Here is an 18,790-nt window from a genome sequence, read left to right as displayed (position 1 = left end):
GCGGTGGACACCCGCGCCCGCTGGGGGCGGCGAGGTGTCTCGGACGAGCGACCACACTATCGGCTGGGCATGACGGCGGCCCGCCGCCTGTGGATAACCCACTCGCGACGGGCCGTTCACGACATGTGTACGTGTGGACGTGAAGGTTCTGTGCCGTCCGTTGGTGCCGTCCGTTCAGACCGCGGCCTTCTTCAGGCGGCGCCGCTCGCGCTCGGACAGGCCGCCCCAGATACCGAATCTCTCGTCGTTGGCGAGGGCGTACTCGAGGCACTCGGAGCGCACCTCGCAGGCGAGGCACACCTTCTTGGCCTCTCTGGTGGAGCCGCCCTTCTCGGGGAAGAAGGACTCGGGGTCGGTCTGGGCGCACAGCGCGCGCTCCTGCCAGCCGAGTTCCTCGTCCGCGTCGTCGACCAGCAGTTGCTGCACCAGCTCGGTCATGTGCGCCCCTCGTCTGTCTTTCGCGTCCCCGTGGTCGTGGCCGTTACCGATTCCGGCTGAACGACACGAGTGAAATTACAAGTGTGCCGCTCCGGGGGAGTCAAGCCGAGATCTGCTATTGGGCCCGTTATTCACTCTGCGGAACCAAGGCCAAGCGGAAAGTGTTCAAATCGCCTTAAACCTTGACAAGCAGACGGGACCCGGGAGGGCCTCCGACGCCGCACAGATTCCGTGCGCGAACCCGCACACAGACCTCTACGGAGAAGGACGCCCGGGAGTTCGATCGCGTTCCGACGAGGCTCGTGCGCCCGGATGGACGCCATGTGTCCCGGCAACCGGCCGAACAAACCTTTCACCTGAGGAATGAACCGGATGAGGTGAAACATGTCCCACATACCGGGCGCCGAGTTGACAGTGCAGGTGTAAACCGATGTCCTTGTGGGCATGCTCGCGCACTTGGCACTCGCCTCGACCCGCCCCGCCGGGTCCCACGGTGCTGCCCGCGCCCGCTGTAGCTGTTGTTGCTGTCCCGGCTGTTGAGCCCCTCCCCGCCATCGAGTCCACTCGAGCGGGGTCCCTATCGCTCCGGCCGTGCCTGAGTCCGCCCGACTCGGCTGCGTCCCCCCTCCCCGACCCCTCTTTCGCCGAGGACCCAACGCACCCCATGAACAGCGACAACGACCTCCAGATCGCCGGCGACATCCTCGAAGTCCCGCACCTCCTCCAGGCCCCGCGCGAACACCCGGCCACCGTCGCCGAGTTCGTCGGCCTGGCCCGTGACATCGCCGCCGACCGCTCCCAGTGGGCGCACCTCGTCCGGTACGACGCGACGAGCCGCTGGTACCACCGGCTGCGCACCGGCCCGGGCTACGAGGTGTGGCTGCTGTCCTGGGTGCCCGGCCAGGGCACCGGTCTGCACGACCACGGCCGGTCCTCCGGCGTGCTGACCGTCCTGGAGGGCACGCTGACCGAGCGGACCGACCGGGGCACGCGCGCGCTGGGCGAGGGGGCGCAGCGGGTCTTCGCGCCCGGCTACGCGCACGAGGTCGTCAACGACGCGCTGGAGCCGGCCGTCAGCCTGCACGTCTACTACCCGGGCCTGACGGAGATGCCCATGCACACCACGTGCGCGGCCTCCGCCGCCTACGACGAGGTGGACGCCGTAACCGCCTGACGCGTTGTCGTACCCGCCTGCAAGACTGCCCTCATGCGCATTGTGGTTCTGGCAGGCGGCATCGGTGGTGCCCGGTTCCTGCGCGGTCTGAAGCGGGCCGTGCCGGACGCGGACGTCACGGTCATCGGCAACACCGGGGACGACATCCACCTCTTCGGGCTGAAGGTCTGCCCGGACCTCGACACGGTGATGTACACGCTCGGCGGCGGCATCAACGAGGAGCAGGGCTGGGGGCGGGCGGACGAGACGTTCCACCTCAAGGAGGAGCTCGCGGCGTACGGGGTCGGGCCCGAGTGGTTCGGGCTCGGCGACCGGGACTTCGCCACGCACATCGTGCGGACGCAGATGCTGGGCGCCGGGTATCCGCTGAGCGCGGTGACCGAGGCGCTGTGCGACCGCTGGAAGCCGGGCGTGCGGCTGATCCCGATGACCGACGACCGTGTGGAGACGCACGTGGCGGTCGAGGTGGACGGCGAGCGCAAGGCGGTCCATTTCCAGGAGTACTGGGTGCGGCTGCGGGCGTCGGTCCCGGCGCACGCGGTGCTGCCGGTCGGCGCCGAGCAGTCCAAGCCGGCGCCCGGGGTGCTGGAGGCCATCGCCGAGGCGGACGTCGTCCTCTTCCCGCCGTCCAACCCGGTCGTCTCCATCGGCACGATCCTCGCCGTGCCCGGCGTCCGGGAGGCGATCGCCGACGCCGGGGTGCCGGTGGTGGGCCTGTCCCCCATCGTCGGGGACGCGCCCGTGCGCGGGATGGCCGACAAGGTGCTCGCGGCGGTCGGCGTGGAGTCCACTGCCGCGGCGGTGGCCGAGCACTACGGCTCGGGGCTGCTGGACGGCTGGCTGGTGGACACCGTGGACGCGGGCGTGGTCGAGCGGGTCGAGGCGGCCGGCATCCGCTGCCGGGCCGTACCGCTGCTGATGACCGACCTCGACGCGGCGGCGCGGATGGCCCGGGAGGCGCTGGCCCTGGCGGAGGAGGTGCGGGCGGTATGAGCGGCGCACCCGCGGACGGTTACCGGGTCTGGGCCGTCTCCGGCCTCCCCGAGGTCCAGCGCGGCGACGATCTCGCGAAGCTGATCGCCGGTGCAGAGCCGGGGCTGGTCGACGGGGACGTACTGCTCGTCACCTCGAAGATCGTGTCCAAGGCGGAGGGCCGGGTCGTCGAGGCGGCCGACCGGGAGGCCGCGATCGACGCCGAGACCGTGCGGGTGGTCGCGCGGCGCGGCCCGCTGCGGATCGTCGAGAACCGGCAGGGCCTGGTCATGGCGGCAGCCGGGGTCGACGCCTCCAACACACCGGCGGGCACCGTGCTGCTGCTGCCCGAGGACCCGGACGCGTCCGCGCGGGCCATCCGGGAGGGGCTGCGGGACGCGCTCGGCGTCAACGTCGGAGTCCTCGTCACCGACACGTTCGGGCGGCCCTGGCGCGCGGGGCTCACGGACGTGGCGATCGGCGCCGCCGGCGTGCGCGTGCTGGACGACCTGCGCGGGGGCACGGACGCGTACGGCAATCCGCTCAGCGCCACCGTCGTCGCCACCGCCGACGAACTGGCCGCCGCGGGCGACCTGGTCAAGGGCAAGGCCGCCGGGCTGCCGGTCGCCGTGGTGCGCGGGCTGGCGCACACGGTCGCCGACGACCACGGCGAAGGGGCGCGGGCCCTGGTCCGCGACTCGCGCGACGACATGTTCCGGCTGGGCACCTCCGAGGCGGTCCGGGAGGCGGTCACCCAGCGGCGTACGGTGCGGGCCTTCACCGGCGAGCCCGTCGACCCCGGGGCGGTACGGCGGGCGGTGGCCGCGGCGGTGACCGCGCCGGCGCCGCACCACACGACGCCGTGGCGGTTCGTGCTGCTGGAGTCGGCCGAGGCCCGGACCCGGCTGCTGGACGCCATGCGGGACGCCTGGATCGCCGACCTCGGCCGGGACGGCAAGACCGAGGAGTCGATCGCCAAGCGGGTGCGGCGCGGGGACGTCCTGCGCGACGCGCCGTATCTCGTGGTGCCCTGTCTCGTCATGGACGGCTCGCACACCTATGGGGACGCGCGGCGCGACGGCGCCGAGCGGGAGATGTTCGTCGTCGCCGCCGGGGCCGGAGTGCAGAACTTCCTGGTCGCGCTGGCCGGGGAGCGGCTCGGCTCGGCGTGGGTGTCGTCGACGATGTTCTGCCGGGACGTGGTGCGCGAGGTGCTCGATCTTCCCGGCCACTGGGATCCGATGGGGGCGGTGGCGGTCGGGCATCCGGCTCAGGAGCCGAGGCCGCGCCCGGCGCGGGAGGCGGGGACGTTCATCGAGGTCCGGTGACCCGTCCCGCCCGTTTCCTGCGGCCTGCCCTAGTCTCGTAGAACACCTCCGGCACCCCTAGGACCCCACCCGTGGCAGGACGATTCGCCCAGCGGCCCACGCTCCCCCACAGCCCCAAAGGCGTGGGAGGGGCCCCCATGCCCGTGCGCGGTGGCCATGTCCCCGTACCACCCGGGGACCAGGCGGGCGTACCGCGGCAGGCGGCCGGGCCGGGGCGGGTGCGGACGTGGGTGCCGGACGGGCCGCTCGATCTCGGACTGGTGCTCGGGCCGCTCAGGCGCGGGCCGGGGGACCCGACGTTCCGGGCGATGCCGGACGGGTCGGTGTGGCGGGCCAGCCGGACACCCGCCGGGCCGGGAACGCTGCGCGTGGCGCCGTGCGACGGCGCGGTGCGGGCTCAGGCGTGGGGGCCGGGGGCCGGATGGCTGCTCGAGCAGGTGCCGGAGCTACTCGGGGCCGCCGACGACCCGTCCGCGTTCGAGCCCCGGCACCGGCTGGTGGCGCTCGCCCGGCACCTCCGGCCGGGGTTGCGGCTGTTGCGCACCGGGCTCGTGCTGGAGTCGCTGATCCCGTCGGTCCTGGAGCAGAAGGTCACCACCGTCGAGGCGTACGCGGCCTGGCGGATGCTCGTACGGAAGTACGGGGAGCCGGCGCCGGGGCCCGCGCCCGGGCGGATGTACGTGATGCCGGCGCCCCGGACGTGGGCGCTGATCCCTTCGTGGGAGTGGCACCGGGCCGGGGTCGACGACAAGCGGGCCTCGACGATCCTGCGGGCCGTACGGCTGGCCGCGCGGCTGGAGGAGGCGGTCGGGATGGAGCCGGCCCAGGCGCGGGCCCGGCTGGAGGTCGTGCCGGGGATCGGGCCGTGGACGTCGGCGGAGACGGTGCAGCGCAGCCATGGGGCGGCGGACGAGGTGACGGTCGGGGACCTGCATCTGCCCGGGATCATCGGCTGGGCACTGGCCGGGGACCGGGACGCGGACGACGCCGCGATGCTGGAGCTGCTGGAGCCTTACGCGGGGCAGCGGCACCGGGCGGCCCGGTTGATCCTGCTGAGCGGGCGGGTGCCGCCGCGCAGGGCTCCGCGGATGACGCCCGGGGACATCGGCCGCTTCTGAGCGCGGCGTCGCGGTGGGCTTCCTCGGCGGCCCGCCCCCGGCTACTGGTCCGAGGAGAACCGCACCGCCCCCGCCGGGATCCGCGCGTCGCACCACACGCGGACGCCCTCCCGCAGTTCGTTGTCGGGCCCGACGACCGCGCCGTCGCCGATGACCGTGCCGGTGAGGACGGACCGTTCGCCGACGCGGGCGCGGCTGCCGATGAGGGAGTCGGTGATGACGGCGCCGGGTTCGATGACGGCGCCGGGGAGGATGGTGCTGCCGGCGACCCGGGCGCCCTCCGCCACGAACGCGCCCTCGCCCACCACCGTGCCGCCCGTCAGTTTCGCGTCGGGCGCGACCCTGGCCGTGGGGAGGACCAGGCGGTCGCCGCAGCGGCCGGGAACAGCGGGTGACGGCGCCCGGCCCAGGACGAGGTCCGCCGAGCCGCGCACGAAGGCCGCCGGCGTGCCGAGGTCCAGCCAGTACGTGGAGTCCACCATGCCCTGCAGATGGGCGCCGGCCGCCAGCAGGTCGGGGAAGGTCTCGCGCTCGACCGAGACCGGGCGGCCCGCCGGGATCGTGTCGATGACCGACCGGCGGAAGACGTACGCGCCGGCGTTGATCTGGTCGGTGACGATCTCCTCGGGGGTCTGCGGCTTCTCCAGGAAGGCGAGCACCCGGCCCGTCTCGTCGGTGGGGACCAGGCCGTAGGCGCGCGGGTCCGTCACCTTGGTCAGGTGCAGGGAGACGTCCGCGCCGGTCTCCTCGTGCGTGCGCACCAGGGCCCTGATGTCCAGCCCCGTCAGGATGTCGCCGTTGAAGACCAGTACCGGTTCGTCGGGCCCGGAGCGCAGGCGCGAGGCCACGTTGCGGATGGCTCCGCCGGTGCCGAGGGGCTCCTCCTCGGTGACGTACTCGATGTGCAGGCCCAGCGCGGCGCCGTCCCCGAAGTACGGCTCGAAGACCTCGGCCAGATAACTCGTCGCGAGCACGATGTGCTCCACGCCCGCCGCTCTGGCCCGGGCCAGCTGGTGGGTGAGGAACGGGACCCCGGCCGCCGGGACCATCGGCTTGGGCGTGTGCACCGTGAGCGGGCGCAGCCGGGTGCCTTTGCCGCCGACCAGGAGGATCGCTTCTGTCACCTGTCGTCTCTGCTTCCTGCCGGGACCGGCCGAACTGTGTGTTTCGGCCGGCCAGTGTATGCAGACCGTGCGACGACGCCCTCGATGGCCGCGCGATGCCCCCCGGCATCGGCGTGCGGATTCCCCCGACTGCCCCCCGACGGCGATGAACGCGCGCCCCGTCCCGTCAGCGCCCCTGGTAGCGCGCCGCCGTGGAACGGGCCGTGCCGAGTTTGGCGTAGAGACGCTTTCCGGGGCACTCGGTGGAGAATCCGTCCCGATGGCCGGAGATCACGTTCAGTCGTACGTTCTTCCCCTTTGGGTACAGATTGCCACCGCCCGACTTCAGATATGTCTTTCCCTTCGGATTGGCCCCGAAGAGCCCGAGCTTCCACGCGGTCAGCTGGGCGATGCCCTTCACCGCGGCGGCGGACGGCTTGCTGGAGCCATAGCTGCCGATCACGGCGATGCCCATGCTGTTGGCGTTGAAGCCGAGGGTGTGGGCGCCCTTGACGGCCTTGGACACGCCCCCGGCGCGGCCCTCGTAGACGGTTCCGCACTTGTCGACGAGGAAGTTGTAGCCGATGTCCCGCCAGCCCATGCTCTTCACGTGGTAGCGGTAGATACTGCGGATGACGGACGGGGCCTGTGCGCAGCTGTATTTGTTGCCGGAGGCCGTGTGGTGCACGAAGGCCGCCTTGACCTTCTTCGTGTAGACGAACCCCTTCTCGCGCAGTGACTCGTCCGCGCCCCAGCCGCGCCGGGTCACGATGCGCGGGCGCGGCCCGATGTACGGCTTGGCCCGCTGGGCCTCGGTCAGTTCGTCGCCGCGCAGGGCCAGTAGCTCCTTCTCGGTGTCCTTCTTGCCGAGCGCGGGGATGTCCATGACGCCGAAAGGCGCAAGGTCGAGGTCGGCGTTGGCGGCCTCGATCTCGGCCGCCTCCCGGGCGGCGCTGTCCGGGGGTCCGGCGGCGGGCGGCTCCTCGTCGCCGGGGTCGACGAGTTCCAGGCGCAGACCGGAGGGGAGCGGGGAACGGAGGCCGGCTGCCTGGCCGCTGCCCCGGGCTCCCTCGGCCCCGTCGGCCCCGTCGGCCTCGGTGTCCGCCCGGACGCGTACGTCGACCGCGTCCGAGTCCCCCACCCACAGCGGCGCGGTGGCGCCGCGCACCCGGCCCGAGGCACGCTCCGCCGAACCGGGGTCGGCGCCGTGGTCGGCGTTGTGCGTCTCGACGTCCTGCCAGCCGGACCAGGTCCCGGCGCCGACGGCCCGGGTACGGACCTGGACGCGGCCGTGGAGTTCGGTGTCGGGGTTGTCCCAGATGACGCCGACGAGCGAGAAGTGCCGTACGTCCTCGCGGTACAGGCCCTGTTCGGGGGCGGCGCCGATGGTGCGGTCCCGGGCGAGGGGGGCCAGGGGCAGGGACTGGGTGCGGCCGGGGGTGACCGGTTCGGCGGTACGGGCAGGGGTGGTCGTGGCCCGTTCCGCGGTCGGTGTCGGTCTCGTGGGAGCGGCGGCCGCGGGCAGGGTCAGCGGCAGGGCGAGGGCGGTCGCGCACGTGACACCGATCGAGGAGGCGCCGATCGAGGAAGTGAGGAATCCACGCATGCCACCGATCTTGGACATAGTCATGCAGACCTGTCCATCCCGGATTTGACGGACCGTCGGCTGACGTTCCGCCGAACCGGTGGCCCCGCCGCTCGGTGCACGGCCGTGCCGCCGCGTACCCTTGCGCGGGTGAACGCCACCGATCGCACCCCCGCCGACCTGCTGCGATCCGCGCTCGCCGCGGATCCCGGACGCCCCCTGGTGACCTTCTACGACGACGCCACGGGCGAACGCGTCGAACTCTCCGTGGCCACCTTCGCCAATTGGGTGGCCAAGACCGCCAACCTCCTCCAGGGCGACCTCGCCGCCGGCCCCGGCGACCGGGTCGCACTGCTGCTGCCCGCGCACTGGCAGACGGCGGTGTGGCTGCTGGCCTGCTCGTCGGTGGGCGCGGTCGCGGACATGGCCGGAGACCCCGCGGCGGCCGACGTCGTGGTCAGCGGGCCGGACTCGCTCCAGGCGGCGCGCGCGTGCCGCGGGGAGCGGGTGGCGCTCGCGCTCCGGCCGCTGGGCGGGCGTTTCCCGCAGGCCCCGGAAGGCTTCGCGGACTACGCCGTGGAGGTGCCGAGCCAGGGGGACCGGTTCGTGCCGTTCTCGCCGGTGGACCCGGAGGAGCCGGCGCTGATCGTCGCGGGCGCGGAGCTGACGGGCGCGGAGGTGGTGGAGCGGGCCCGTGCGGACGCGGGGGAACTGGGTCTCACGGGGCCGGGGTCCCGGCTGCTGTCCGGGCTGGCGTACGACACCTGGGAGGGGCTGAGCGCGGGGCTGTACGCGCCGTTGGCCACGGGGGGGTCGGTGGTGCTGTGCCGCCATCTGGAGCAGTCGAGCGAGGACGCGCTGGCCAAGCGGATCGAGAGCGAGCGGGTGACCGCGTCGCGGCACTGACGGGGCCGTCACGGTCACCCGTTCGGAGCAGCAAGAACCCCCTCTGACCTCCCCTCCACGCCATGGTCGTAGGAGCAGGACATGACGCTCGTACGCCATGAGGGGTGGCCCAGCCGTGACCGAGACCGCAGGTACGCCCTCCGGACGGAGCCTGGGGCCCGGCGCGGGTGCCTCCGCCACCGGTGACGGGCTGATACGCCGGCGGCGGCAGCGGTGGGTGAGGGGGACGGCGCTGGGGGCCGGGATCCTGGTCATGGCGGCGGCCGGGGCCGGGTGGGCGGTGTACGCGAAGCTGAGCGCCAACATCACCGCCGACGACGCGGCGGCGGCCGAGCTCGCCCGGTACGAGCGGGAGCGGCCCACGGCGCTGGTGCGCGACGCGCAGAACATCCTGCTGATCGGCTCGGACACGCGTTCGGGGAACGGCAACGACGAGTACGGGCGGGACCTGGGCAGCGAGCGGTCCGACACCACGATCCTGCTGCACCTGGCCGCCGACCGGCGCAGCGCCACCGCCGTGTCCCTGCCCCGCGACCTGATGGTGGACGTGCCGGGCTGCCGGGAGGCGGACGGCGGCCACAGCGAGCCGATGTTCGCGATGTTCAACTACGCGTTCCAGGTGGGGGGTTCGGCCTGCACCATCCGGACCGTGGAGAAGCTGACGGACATCCGGATCGACCACCACGTCGTCGTCGACTTCAGCGGCTTCAAGGAGATGGTCGACGCCGTGGACGGCGTCGAGGTGTGCCTGCGCAGGCCCATCGACGACAAGGCCGCCAAGCTGCGGCTGCCGGCGGGCAAGGTCACCCTCGACGGGGAGCAGGCGCTCGGCTACGTACGCGCCCGCAAGTCCCTGGGCGACGGCAGCGACACCGACCGGATGGAGCGGCAGCAGCGGTTCCTCGGGGCGCTGGTGAACAAGGTGCGCGGCAACGACGTCCTGCTGAACCCGGTCAAGCTCTATCCGGTACTGGACGCGGCCACCTCCTCCCTCACCACGGATCCGGAACTGGCGAGTCTGCGCGGCCTTTACCAACTCGTGCGCGGGCTAAGGGACATCCCCATCGAACATGTGCGTTTTCTGACTGTTCCGAGGGAGTCGTACGTTTATAACAGCAATAGGGATCAGCTTGTGGAACCCGAAGCCGAGAAACTCTTCGCGCGACTTCGGGCGGACCAGCCGGTGGCGGTCGCCCGGGATGTCGCGGAAGTCTCACCCGATTCTCATGCCGGGGAGGGCGCGGACTCCCGTGCGAACACCCCCTCCCCCACCCCCACCTTCCGCGGGAACACCGCCGCCGAGGACACCTGCGGGTAAAGCGAGCGCCAAGGCGACGAACTTCAGTTCAGGAGAATGAGACGGATTGCCCGGTTGTAGGAAGGTGGAATTTGTCACGGGCGTCGCTTGACGCTGAACTGGGCGGATAGTGTGAGCGATCCGGTGCATCCGGCCGCGAGGTCCGTCCTGGGGTCGTGCACTGATTGACCGAGACCCGAGCGCCTTGTGGGGGGAAGGCGCCGCGTGGCCCCGACGGAGGATTCGGACAACCGTGGACGCGCAAGGCCGTGGGCGGGCGGAGAACATCGATCCCGCAGACCAGTGGGTGCTCAATCCGAACACCGGCGAATACGAACTGCGACTGAGTCCTTCCGCACCGCAGTCAACAGTACCGGGACCGCGCAGATCCGCCTCCCGCCGGGGTGGCGCGGGCGGAAGCACCGGACGCGAGCGGACCGCCGTGCCGGGGGGTGAGCTCCCGGGACAGCGCCGGCGCCGTGGCGGGCCTCCCGAGCCGCCGCCCGGGCGGCGTACCAGACGGCCGGTGAAGAAGAAGTCGAAGGTGAAGAAGGTCCTGGCGTGGACCGCCGGCGGCACGGCGTTCGTGCTGGTCGCCGTCGGCACGGCCGGTTACCTCTACCTCAAGCACCTGGAGGGCAATGTCACCACGACGGACGTCGGCAGCGCGGGCTCGAAGGGCTTCAGCAAGGACGAGGCCTTCAACCTGCTGATCATCGGCACCGACAAGCGCACCGGTAAGGGCAACGAGGGCTACGGCGACGCCGGCAGCGTGGGCCACGCGGACACCAACATCCTGCTGCACGTCTCCAAGGACCGGACGAACGCCACCGCGATGAGCATCCCGCGGGACCTGATCGTCAACGTCCCGGACTGCCCCACCAAGCAGTCCGACGGCACCGAGAAGGTCATCGCCGGCACGGAGCAGGTCCGCTTCAACACCAGCCTCGGCCAGGACGGCCGCGACCCGGGCTGCACCATGCGCACCGTCGAGTCGGTCACCGGCATACACGTGGACCACTTCATGATGGCGGACTTCAACGCGGTGAAGACCCTGACGTCCGCGGTGGGCGGCGTCGAGGTGTGTGTCGCGCACGCCGTCAACGACAAGGAGTCCCACCTCAAGCTGCCCGCGGGCAAGTCGGTCGTGGAGGGCGAGCAGGCCCTCGCCTTCGTCCGCACCCGGCACAGCTTCGGCAACCAGGGCGACCTGGACCGCATCAAGGTGCAGCAGCAGTTCCTGGGCTCCCTGATGCGCAAGATGGCCTCCAGCGACACGCTGACCAACCCGGCCAAGCTGGTGAAGCTGGCCGAGGCGGCCACCAAGGCGCTCACCGTCGACAGCGCCATCGGCAAGGTCAGCACCCTCAAGGACATGGCCCTCGAACTGAAGAAGGTGCCGCCGAAGAACATCACCTTCACCACCGTGCCGGTGGTCGACAACCCGGCCGAGAAGGTGCACGCGACGGTCGTCGTCAACAAGACGACGGCCCCCGAGGTCTTCGACGCGATCAAGAACGACGTCTCCTTCACCGACGTGAAGAAGAAGCAGAAGGCGGCGAAGGACGCGCAGGCCGCCCGTCTCAAGGGCACCAAGTCCGCCGCCTCCGAGGTGCGGGTGCGCATCCTCAACGGCGGGGCCGTGGCCGGCAGCGCACAGGAGACTCTTAACTGGCTGCAGAATGATGAGGGCGTGACCAAGTCGGAGAACGCGGGCAACGCCCCGGCCGCACTGAGCAAGACCACGCTCGAGTACGCGCCCGACCAAGCGGCCCAGGCACGCAGGCTGGCCGCCATCATGGGGCTGTCCGGATCCGCGATGAAGCCCGGCAAGAGCGTGACCAACACCCAGGGGCTGCCGGCGATCACGCTGACTCTGGGCAAGGACTTCAAGGGAGCGGGGGTCTCCCTGACCACTCCGGAAAAGGCTCCGGATGTGGACAAGTCCACGGCAGACAAGGTGAAGTGCGCCTCGTAGGTAACCCTATGGGTCCCTCGCGCGTCTAACCGGACGCGGGGCGGACCCGTGTCAGGCGCAGGGTGGGGAGGGCAGGGAGTTGGCGCAGAGCAGTGTGCAGGGGGAGGTGCCCGCGGTCGAGGACACGATGTCACTCGCACCGCAGGCTCCGAGCACGTCGGAAGGCTCCGCACGGCACGGCGGCGGGCGGCGCAGAGGCGGCCCGGGCGGCGACCGGCGACGGCGCAGACGGCGCGCCCTGCGCTGGTCGGCGACCGTCCTGTCGGTGGTGATACTGGGCACGGCGGGCGCCGGCTACCTCTACTACCAGCACCTCAACGGCAACATCAAGAAGGACGCCCTCAACATCGGCGACGAGAAGGACAGGGCGGCCGAGTCCAAGGCGAACGCGGCCGGTCAGACGCCGCTGAACATCCTGCTGATCGGGTCGGACGCCCGTAACAGCAAGGAGAACCAGAAGCTCGGCGGCGCCAAGGACACCTTCAACACCCCGCCCCGTGCGGACGTGCAGATGCTGCTGCACGTCTCGGCGGACCGCAGCAGCATGTCGGTGATCAGCATGCCGCGTGACACGCTGGTGGACATCCCCAAGTGCACCGACCCCGACGACGGCCATGTCTACGCGGCCAGCACCAAGCCGCAGTTGACGAACGACTCGCTGCGCCGGGGCGGAGCGGGCTGCACGGTGGTGACCTGGGAGAAGCTCACCGACATCCACATCGACCACTTCATGATGATCGACTTCGCGGGTGTGGTGTCGATGGCGGACGCCATCGGCGGCGTACCGGTCTGCGTGGACGCCAACATCGAGTCCAGGGACAGCAAGGGCCACGGCTCGGGCCTGAAGCTGAAAGAGGGCACCACCTACGTCAAGGGCGTCCAGGCCCTGCAGTGGCTGCGCACCCGGTACGGCTTCGAGGACAACACCGACATAGCCCGGGCCAAGGCCCAGCACCAGTACATGAACGCCATGGTCCGCCAGCTGCGCGAGAACGCCACGCTGAGCAACCCGGGCAAGCTGCAGGGCCTCGCCGAGACGGCCACCAAGGCACTGACGGTCGACCCCGGGCTCGGGACGGTGGCGAAGCTGTACGACCTGAGCAAGGAGCTCAAGAAGGTCCCCACCAAGCGCATCACCATGACGACGATGCCCTGGGTGTACTCCGCGGACGAGACCCATGTGCTGCCCAAGCCGGGTGACGCGGCGAAGCTGTTCCGGCTGGTGCGCGAGGACATCCCCCTGGACGGCAAGGGCAAGAAGAAGTCCACCAAGCCGAAGGCGAGTTCGGACCCCGCCGCGGCCGACGACAAGATCGCCGTACAGGTGCAGAACGGCACGCGGTCCAACACGCTGGCTCCGGTCTCCGGACGGGCGAACGCCATCGCCCAGCTCCTCGTCGGCGACGGCTTCACCCAGGCGCTGGCGGACTCCTCGGCGGCGCCCAGCGAGGCCACGACCGTGATCCGCTATCCGAGCGCGGACCTGGAGGGAGACGCCCAGCGGGTGGCCAAGGCCCTCGGCATCCCGACGTCCGCGGTGAAGAAGTCCACGGGCGTCTCCGGCATCACGCTGATCGTCGGCACCGACTGGCGCACGGGCACCAAGTACAGCGCGCCCAAGGATGACGACTCGACCCCGGACTCGGCGCAGGTGATCAACGGCTCGGACAAGACGCAGTGCATGCACGTCAACCCGGGCTACGTCTGGTAACCCGGGCCGGCCCGCGCCTCACGGACGGTTCCTACTCGGTGCCGAGCACCGCGGGACGCCGTGAGGCGATGACCTTCTTCGCGAGGGAGCGGGGGCTGGTGAGGAAGCCCCATCCCCAGGACATGTGCATGGTGGCCAGGGCGACCGGGATCCGCAGCCGTGCCTTCAGCGGCAGCCCCCGGCCCGCGGGGACGGACCCGGCGGCGATCGCCGCGAGATAACCGCCGGGGATCACGAAGCCCCAGGGGGTCAGGGCCGCGCCCACCACGATCCCCGCCGCGATCGCGCACACCGCCGTCGGCGGGGCGAGGTAGCGCAGGTTGATGGAGCCCTCGTGGTAGCGGGCGACGACGTGCCGCCAACGGCCGTAGTCCTTGTACTGCTTGGCCAGCGCCCGCACGCTCGGACGCGGCCGGTACGACACCTTCAGCTCGGGCGAGAACCAGATCAGCCCGCCCGCCTCGCGGATGCGGAAGTTCAGCTCCCAGTCCTGGGCGCGGATGAACTCCTCGTTGTAGCCGCCCTGCCGCTCCAGCGCCTCGCGCCGGAAGACGCCGAGGTAGACGGTCTCGGCCGGGGCCGCCTCGCCGCCGGTGTGGAAGGCCGCGTTGCCGACGCCGATCTTCGAGGTCATCGCGGCGGCGACCGCGTGCTCCCAGTCGTTCTCGCCCTCGGCGTGCATGATGCCGCCGACGTTCTGCGCCCCGGTCTCCTCCAGGAGCCGTACGGCGGTGGCGATGTAGTTCGGCGAGAGCATGCCGTGGCCGTCGACGCGGACCACGACCGGATGCCGGGAGGCCTTGATCGCCGCGTTGAGCGCGGCGGGCGTGCGGCCGGTGGGGTTCGGGACGGTGTGTACGCGGGGGTCCTCGGCCACGAGCTCGGCGGCGATCTCGTCCGTGCGGTCCGTGGACGGACCGAGGGCGATGACGACCTCCATCTCGCCGGCGTACTCCTGCGCGAGGATCGCTTGGACGGCCCCGCGCAGATGCCGCTCCTCGTCGAGGACGGGCATGATCACAGAAACGGCGGGGAGCCGCACGTCGGGCTTGGCGTTCATAGGGGGCTCACGTTACCGCGAACGGGGGACACCGGTGCGCGCCGCCGGGTCGCTGCCGCGGGCTGGAGATCGTATGGGCCTACGGTGCTCACGTTCCCTCGTACGGCCCCGGGCCCGAAGCCCCAGCGGAGGTGTCCCCATGCCCGCCACGCCGCCACGCTCTCCCGCACGGCCCAGGCAGCGCCCGCGCCCGCCCCAGCCGCGGCGGGCGCCGCGACCGCCCGTACGGCGTGGCCGGCCGCGCTGGGCCATGCGGGCGGTGACCACGCTCTCGGTGGTGGTGCTCGCCTCGGCCGGGATCGGGCACGCGGTGGTCAGCAGCCTGGACGCGGGCATCACCCGGGTCGACGCGTTCAAGGACATGAAGAACCGCCCGCGGGCCGGGCACGGCATGAACGTCCTGCTGGTCGGCACCGACGGCCGGGACAAGGTCGACGAGCGGCAGCGGCGGAAGTACCGGCTGGGCGGAGCACCCTGCCACTGCACCGACACGATCATGATCGTGCACATCTCGGAGGACCGGGAGCGGGCGAGCGTGGTGAGCCTGCCGCGCGACTCCTACGCTGAGGCCCCGGAGCACGCCGACGAGATCACCGGGAAGCGGCACGCGCCGCACCCGCTCAAGCTCAACGCGGCCTACGCGGAGGGCGGCCCGCAGCTGACCGTGCGCACGGTCGAGAACATGACGCACGTCAAGATCGACCACTACCTGGAGGTCGACTTCAGCAGCTTCATGAAGACCGTGGACGTGCTCGGCGGCGTCCAGGTCTGCACCCCGCTGCCCCTGAAGGACAGGTTCACCGGCCTGGACCTGCCGGCGGGCACGCACACCCTGGTGGGCGGGCAGGCCCTGCAGTACGTCCGTTCCCGGCACGTCGACGCGGCCAGCGACCTGGGCCGGATGAGGCGCCAGCAGCGCTTCCTCGCGGCGCTGATCGAGCGGGCGACCTCCTCCGGGGTGCTGCTGAACCCGATGCGGTTCAGGGACGTGACCCGGGCGGTGCTGGGCTCGGTGCGGGCGGACGAGGGCTTCGGCACGGACGAGCTGCTGGACCTGGGGCGGGCGATGCGGAACTTCTCCCCCTCCTCGTCGGAGTTCACGACCGTCCCCATCGGCCAGATGGCCTATCCGGTGAAGGGCATCGGCTCGACGCTGAAGTGGGACGGGCCGAGGGCGGAGCAGCTCTTCCGGTCCCTGCGCGACGACAAGCCGCTGGCCACCCAACGGCCGCGGCGCGACCCGGTGGTCCCGGTGGAGGTGGCCCCGCGGCAGATCCGCGTCCAGGTGCAGAACGGCACCCGCACGGTGGGCCTCGCCCGGCGGGTGGACACCGCCCTGGCGGCCACCGGCTTCGCCACCACCCGCCTGCCCGTCGACGCGCCCGTCCATGACGTGCGCCGCACGGTCGTCCTCTTCGACCCCCGCTGGGACCGCTCCGCCAAGTCCCTGGCCACGGCCCTGCCCGGCAGTGAGCTGCGGCCGGTGAAGGGACAGGGGCCGGTGCTGAAGGTGGTCGCCGGGTCGGACTTCAGGAACGTACGCAAGGTCAAGCCGGAGGCACCGGGCGGACAGGCGGAGACGACGGTGGTCCGCGGGGACGAGGTGGTGTGCCGCTCCTAGTCCCCTGGTCCCCTGGCCCTCGTAGCCTCCGCTAGTCCTCGTAGCCCTCCGCCGCTCGCTTCTCCCGGAGTTCCTGGATCGCGCGGCGGCGGGCGAGGCGGTGGGTGCGGCGGATCTGGGCCTCCTGGTAGCGGCGCTTGTCGCGCTCGGTCTCGGGGACGACCGGGGGGACCCTGCGGGGCTTGCCGTCGGCGTCGACCGCGGCGAAGACCAGGTAGGCGGAGCCGACCTGGGTGGGCGGGGTGGACTCGTTCCAGCGCTCGGCCAGGACCCGGACGCCGATCTCCATCGAGGACCGACCGGTCCAGTTGACCTGGGCCTTCACATGAACCAGGTCACCCACGCGAACCGGCTCCAGGAAGACCATCTCGTCCATGGAGGCCGTGACGGCGGGGCCACCGCTGTGCCGGCCGGCCACCGCGCCCGCGGCGTCGTCGACCAGCTTCATGATCACACCGCCGTGCACCGTGCCCAGCAGGTTGGTGTCGTTGTGGGTCATGATGTGGCTGAGCGTGGTCCGGGACGCGGACGTGGGCTTGCCGGGGATGTCCGGAGTACCCGACTCCGCTGCGGTGGCCTGGTCTGTCATGGCCCCCACCTTATGCCGAGGCGACATTCGCGGAATTTGTGTCGGGTTCGCAACAGCGGCGCCCTGATTTTCCGACAAGCCTTGTAAGGCACGTACTCGTACCCGGCACACTGGGGCCCATGAATGACTGGCCCGAGGGATGGTCCGACGAAAACCGCCGCACCCGGTACGGACGCGGCAGTGCCGGCGCGCAGCCTGAGGGCGCCCGCGTGATGCGCCAGGTCCCGCGCGGACCGGCCGCGCCCGGGCAGGGGGGGTACGGCGATCCCGGCCCGGCGGCACCGCCGTACGCCGCGGGGGTCCCGCAGCAGCCGTCGTACGTCGACGGCCAGGGACACGACGGCTACGACGAGTACGACAGCGGCTACAACACGGGCCAGGTCTACGGCGCCCCCGGTGGCGGTCCGGGCGGACCGGCGGGCGCGCCCACCCGGGGCCCGCGCCCCGCGCCGAACTGGCGGCGGCGCATCAAGTGGACCGCGATCACCCTGGCGACCGTGACGGTCGTCACCTCGGTGGCGACCTACTTCTGGGCCGACTCCAAGCTGCACCGCGACGTCGACCTCTCGACGGTCGTCGACCGCCCGGAGACGGGCGAGGGCACCAACTACCTGATCGTCGGCTCCGACAGCCGCAAGGGCATGTCGGCCGAGGAGAAGAAGAAGCTGCACACCGGCTCCGCCGACGGCCAGCGCACGGACTCGATGATGATCCTGCACGTCGGCGACAACGGCGACACCCTGATCTCACTGCCGCGCGACTCGGACGTGGAGATACCGACGTACAAGGGCTCCGAGTCCGGCAAGACCTTCCCGGGCACGGGCCGGCACGTGAAGCTGAACGCGGCCTACGCCGAGGACGGGCCGACGCTGCTGGTCCGCACGATCGAGTTCAACACCGGCCTGCACATCGACCACTACGTGGAGATCGGCTTCGCGGGCTTCGCGAAGATCGTGGACGCGGTCGGCGGTGTCGAGATCACCATCGACAAGGGCTTCAAGGACAAGTACTCGGGCGCCGACTTCAAGGCGGGCAAGCAGGAACTGAACGGCGAGCAGGCCCTGGCCTTCGTCCGCACCCGGCACGCGTTCGCCGCCTCCGACCTGCAGCGCACCAAGAACCAGCAGAAGTTCCTGTCCGCGCTGGCCCACCAGGTGGCCACCCCGTCGACGGTCCTGAACCCCTTCAAGTTCTACCCGACCATGGGCGCCGGCCTGGACTCGCTCACCGTCGACAAGGACATGAGCCTGTGGGACCTGGCGTCGATGTTCTGGGCGATGAAGGGCGTCAGCGGCGGTGACGGCACGTCGATGAACATGCCGGTCTCCGGTTCGAGCGGCGGCAACCTCGTCTGGGACAAGGCGAAGGTCAAGACGCTGGTCAACGAGCTGAAGAACGACGAGAAGGTCACCGTCTCCGGCAACTAGGCCGTCGCGGGCAACGACCGAGGGCACCCACCGGTGTGGTCCGGGTGCCCTCGGTCACGGCTCAGGGCCGGATCACATCCGGGCGCCCGCCATCGTCCGGCACATCTCCGCGCAGCGGCGACACGCCTCCGCACAGCGCATCATCTGCTGGTCGTCCGGCATGGACATACACGCCTCGGCGCACATGTCGCAGGCCTTGGCGCACATCGCGCACATCTCCTGGGCCATGGGGGAGCGCCGCATCATCATGTCGGCGCACATACGGGTCATCTCGGAGCAGTCCATGAGCGCACGCATGATCTGCATCTGGGCCTGACCGCCCATCTGCATGCAGGAGCTCATCGACTCCTCGCACATCGTGTGGGCCTGCATGCACGCCTCGACGCAGTCCTGCATCTCCTTGCTCATCGTGCTCATGCCGGGCTGGGTTCCGGGCTGGGTCATGGCTCCTCCTCGGAGGCAGGGAGCCCGAGGGGGTGGGCT

Annotated in this window: 16 protein-coding genes; 10 read left to right on the top strand and 6 right to left on the bottom strand. The window is 71.3% G+C overall.

The window, feature by feature from the left end:
- Positions 1-174: 174 nt before the first annotated feature.
- Positions 175-438 (bottom strand): WhiB family transcriptional regulator, encoded by a 264-nt coding sequence (locus ACZ7L0_RS25445; RefSeq protein ID WP_003975777.1) that lies wholly within the window; start codon positions 436-438, stop codon positions 175-177.
- 664 nt (positions 439-1,102) lie between these two features.
- On the opposite strand from ACZ7L0_RS25445, the gene ACZ7L0_RS25440 reads away from it, so the two are divergent.
- The 4 genes from ACZ7L0_RS25440 (at position 1,103) to ACZ7L0_RS25425 (ending at position 5,030) form a co-directional block, all read left to right on the top strand.
- Positions 1,103-1,612: a cysteine dioxygenase gene (locus ACZ7L0_RS25440; protein WP_471244838.1), complete on the top strand. Its 510-nt coding sequence runs from the start codon at positions 1,103-1,105 to the stop codon at positions 1,610-1,612.
- Positions 1,613-1,645: 33 nt separating this feature from the next.
- Positions 1,646-2,605, top strand: a complete 960-nt coding sequence (gene cofD / locus ACZ7L0_RS25435; protein ID WP_471244837.1) for a 2-phospho-L-lactate transferase — start codon at positions 1,646-1,648, stop codon at positions 2,603-2,605.
- The gene (locus ACZ7L0_RS25430) at positions 2,602-3,912 is read left to right on the top strand and encodes a coenzyme F420-0:L-glutamate ligase (RefSeq protein WP_471244836.1); all 1,311 of its coding nucleotides are present in this window, start codon (positions 2,602-2,604) and stop codon (positions 3,910-3,912) included. Before cofD ends, ACZ7L0_RS25430 begins: the two co-directional genes overlap by 4 nt.
- Positions 3,913-3,983: 71 nt before the next feature.
- On the top strand, positions 3,984-5,030 hold the full coding sequence (locus tag ACZ7L0_RS25425) for a DNA-3-methyladenine glycosylase family protein (protein WP_471244835.1): 1,047 nt from the start codon (positions 3,984-3,986) through the stop codon (positions 5,028-5,030).
- Between the two features lie 41 nt (positions 5,031-5,071).
- On the opposite strand, the gene manB is transcribed toward ACZ7L0_RS25425, so the two are convergent.
- A complete protein-coding gene (manB, locus tag ACZ7L0_RS25420; protein ID WP_471244834.1) occupies positions 5,072-6,154 on the bottom strand; it encodes a mannose-1-phosphate guanylyltransferase in 1,083 nt (360 codons plus the stop codon).
- 166 nt (positions 6,155-6,320) lie between these two features.
- The gene (locus ACZ7L0_RS25415) at positions 6,321-7,757 is read right to left on the bottom strand and encodes a peptidoglycan recognition protein family protein (protein WP_471244867.1); all 1,437 of its coding nucleotides are present in this window, start codon (positions 7,755-7,757) and stop codon (positions 6,321-6,323) included.
- 111 nt (positions 7,758-7,868) lie between these two features.
- Here ACZ7L0_RS25415 and ACZ7L0_RS25410 point away from each other — a divergent pair, with 111 nt between their 5' ends.
- From ACZ7L0_RS25410 to ACZ7L0_RS25395, 4 genes are all read left to right on the top strand, one after another.
- The gene (locus ACZ7L0_RS25410; protein ID WP_471244833.1) at positions 7,869-8,624 is read left to right on the top strand and encodes a TIGR03089 family protein; all 756 of its coding nucleotides are present in this window, start codon (positions 7,869-7,871) and stop codon (positions 8,622-8,624) included.
- 115 nt (positions 8,625-8,739) lie between these two features.
- Positions 8,740-9,942 (top strand): LCP family protein, encoded by a 1,203-nt coding sequence (locus ACZ7L0_RS25405; protein ID WP_471244832.1) that lies wholly within the window; start codon positions 8,740-8,742, stop codon positions 9,940-9,942.
- 232 nt (positions 9,943-10,174) lie between these two features.
- Positions 10,175-11,899 (top strand): LCP family protein, encoded by a 1,725-nt coding sequence (locus ACZ7L0_RS25400; RefSeq protein ID WP_471244831.1) that lies wholly within the window; start codon positions 10,175-10,177, stop codon positions 11,897-11,899.
- 127 nt (positions 11,900-12,026) lie between these two features.
- A complete protein-coding gene (locus ACZ7L0_RS25395) occupies positions 12,027-13,610 on the top strand; it encodes an LCP family protein (protein ID WP_471244866.1) in 1,584 nt (527 codons plus the stop codon).
- Positions 13,611-13,641: 31 nt separating this feature from the next.
- Here ACZ7L0_RS25395 and ACZ7L0_RS25390 read toward each other — a convergent pair whose 3' ends face one another.
- Positions 13,642-14,670, bottom strand: a complete 1,029-nt coding sequence (locus ACZ7L0_RS25390; protein WP_471244830.1) for a glycosyltransferase family 2 protein — start codon at positions 14,668-14,670, stop codon at positions 13,642-13,644.
- 139 nt (positions 14,671-14,809) lie between these two features.
- Here ACZ7L0_RS25390 and ACZ7L0_RS25385 point away from each other — a divergent pair, with 139 nt between their 5' ends.
- Positions 14,810-16,291, top strand: coding sequence for an LCP family protein (locus ACZ7L0_RS25385; RefSeq protein ID WP_471244829.1), 1,482 nt, complete (start codon positions 14,810-14,812; stop codon positions 16,289-16,291).
- A 31-nt stretch (positions 16,292-16,322) separates the two neighbouring features.
- On the opposite strand, the gene ACZ7L0_RS25380 is transcribed toward ACZ7L0_RS25385, so the two are convergent.
- Entirely contained in the window at positions 16,323-16,880 is a 558-nt protein-coding gene (locus tag ACZ7L0_RS25380; RefSeq protein ID WP_471244828.1) for an acyl-CoA thioesterase, read from the bottom strand.
- A 119-nt stretch (positions 16,881-16,999) separates the two neighbouring features.
- Between ACZ7L0_RS25380 and ACZ7L0_RS25375 the strand changes: the two genes are divergently transcribed.
- Positions 17,000-18,307 carry an LCP family protein gene (locus tag ACZ7L0_RS25375; protein ID WP_471244827.1) on the top strand — a complete coding sequence of 436 codons (1,308 nt, stop codon included), beginning with the start codon at positions 17,000-17,002 and terminating at the stop codon, positions 18,305-18,307.
- Between the two features lie 72 nt (positions 18,308-18,379).
- Here ACZ7L0_RS25375 and ACZ7L0_RS25370 read toward each other — a convergent pair whose 3' ends face one another.
- Positions 18,380-18,751 carry a four-helix bundle copper-binding protein gene (locus ACZ7L0_RS25370; protein WP_471244826.1) on the bottom strand — a complete coding sequence of 124 codons (372 nt, stop codon included), beginning with the start codon at positions 18,749-18,751 and terminating at the stop codon, positions 18,380-18,382.
- Positions 18,752-18,790: the final 39 nt, after the last annotated feature.

It is taken from the genome of Streptomyces sp. NPDC039424 (assembly GCF_055639495.1).
This window is presented reverse-complemented; position numbering and strand designations above follow the sequence as displayed.

What these genes read in the sequence shown, in the direction of transcription:
- ACZ7L0_RS25445 (WP_003975777.1), bottom strand. Translation starts at nt 438, where the DNA reads ATGACCGAGCTGGTGCAGCAACTGCTGGTCGACGACGCGGACGAGGAA.
- ACZ7L0_RS25440 (WP_471244838.1), top strand. Translation starts at nt 1,103, where the DNA reads ATGAACAGCGACAACGACCTCCAGATCGCCGGCGACATCCTCGAAGTC.
- cofD (WP_471244837.1), top strand. Translation starts at nt 1,646, where the DNA reads ATGCGCATTGTGGTTCTGGCAGGCGGCATCGGTGGTGCCCGGTTCCTG.
- ACZ7L0_RS25430 (WP_471244836.1), top strand. Translation starts at nt 2,602, where the DNA reads ATGAGCGGCGCACCCGCGGACGGTTACCGGGTCTGGGCCGTCTCCGGC.
- ACZ7L0_RS25415 (WP_471244867.1), bottom strand. Translation starts at nt 7,757, where the DNA reads ATGTCCAAGATCGGTGGCATGCGTGGATTCCTCACTTCCTCGATCGGC.
- ACZ7L0_RS25395 (WP_471244866.1), top strand. Translation starts at nt 12,027, where the DNA reads ATGTCACTCGCACCGCAGGCTCCGAGCACGTCGGAAGGCTCCGCACGG.
- ACZ7L0_RS25390 (WP_471244830.1), bottom strand. Translation starts at nt 14,670, where the DNA reads ATGAACGCCAAGCCCGACGTGCGGCTCCCCGCCGTTTCTGTGATCATG.
- ACZ7L0_RS25385 (WP_471244829.1), top strand. Translation starts at nt 14,810, where the DNA reads ATGCCCGCCACGCCGCCACGCTCTCCCGCACGGCCCAGGCAGCGCCCG.
- ACZ7L0_RS25380 (WP_471244828.1), bottom strand. Translation starts at nt 16,880, where the DNA reads ATGACAGACCAGGCCACCGCAGCGGAGTCGGGTACTCCGGACATCCCC.
- ACZ7L0_RS25375 (WP_471244827.1), top strand. Translation starts at nt 17,000, where the DNA reads ATGAATGACTGGCCCGAGGGATGGTCCGACGAAAACCGCCGCACCCGG.
- ACZ7L0_RS25370 (WP_471244826.1), bottom strand. Translation starts at nt 18,751, where the DNA reads ATGACCCAGCCCGGAACCCAGCCCGGCATGAGCACGATGAGCAAGGAG.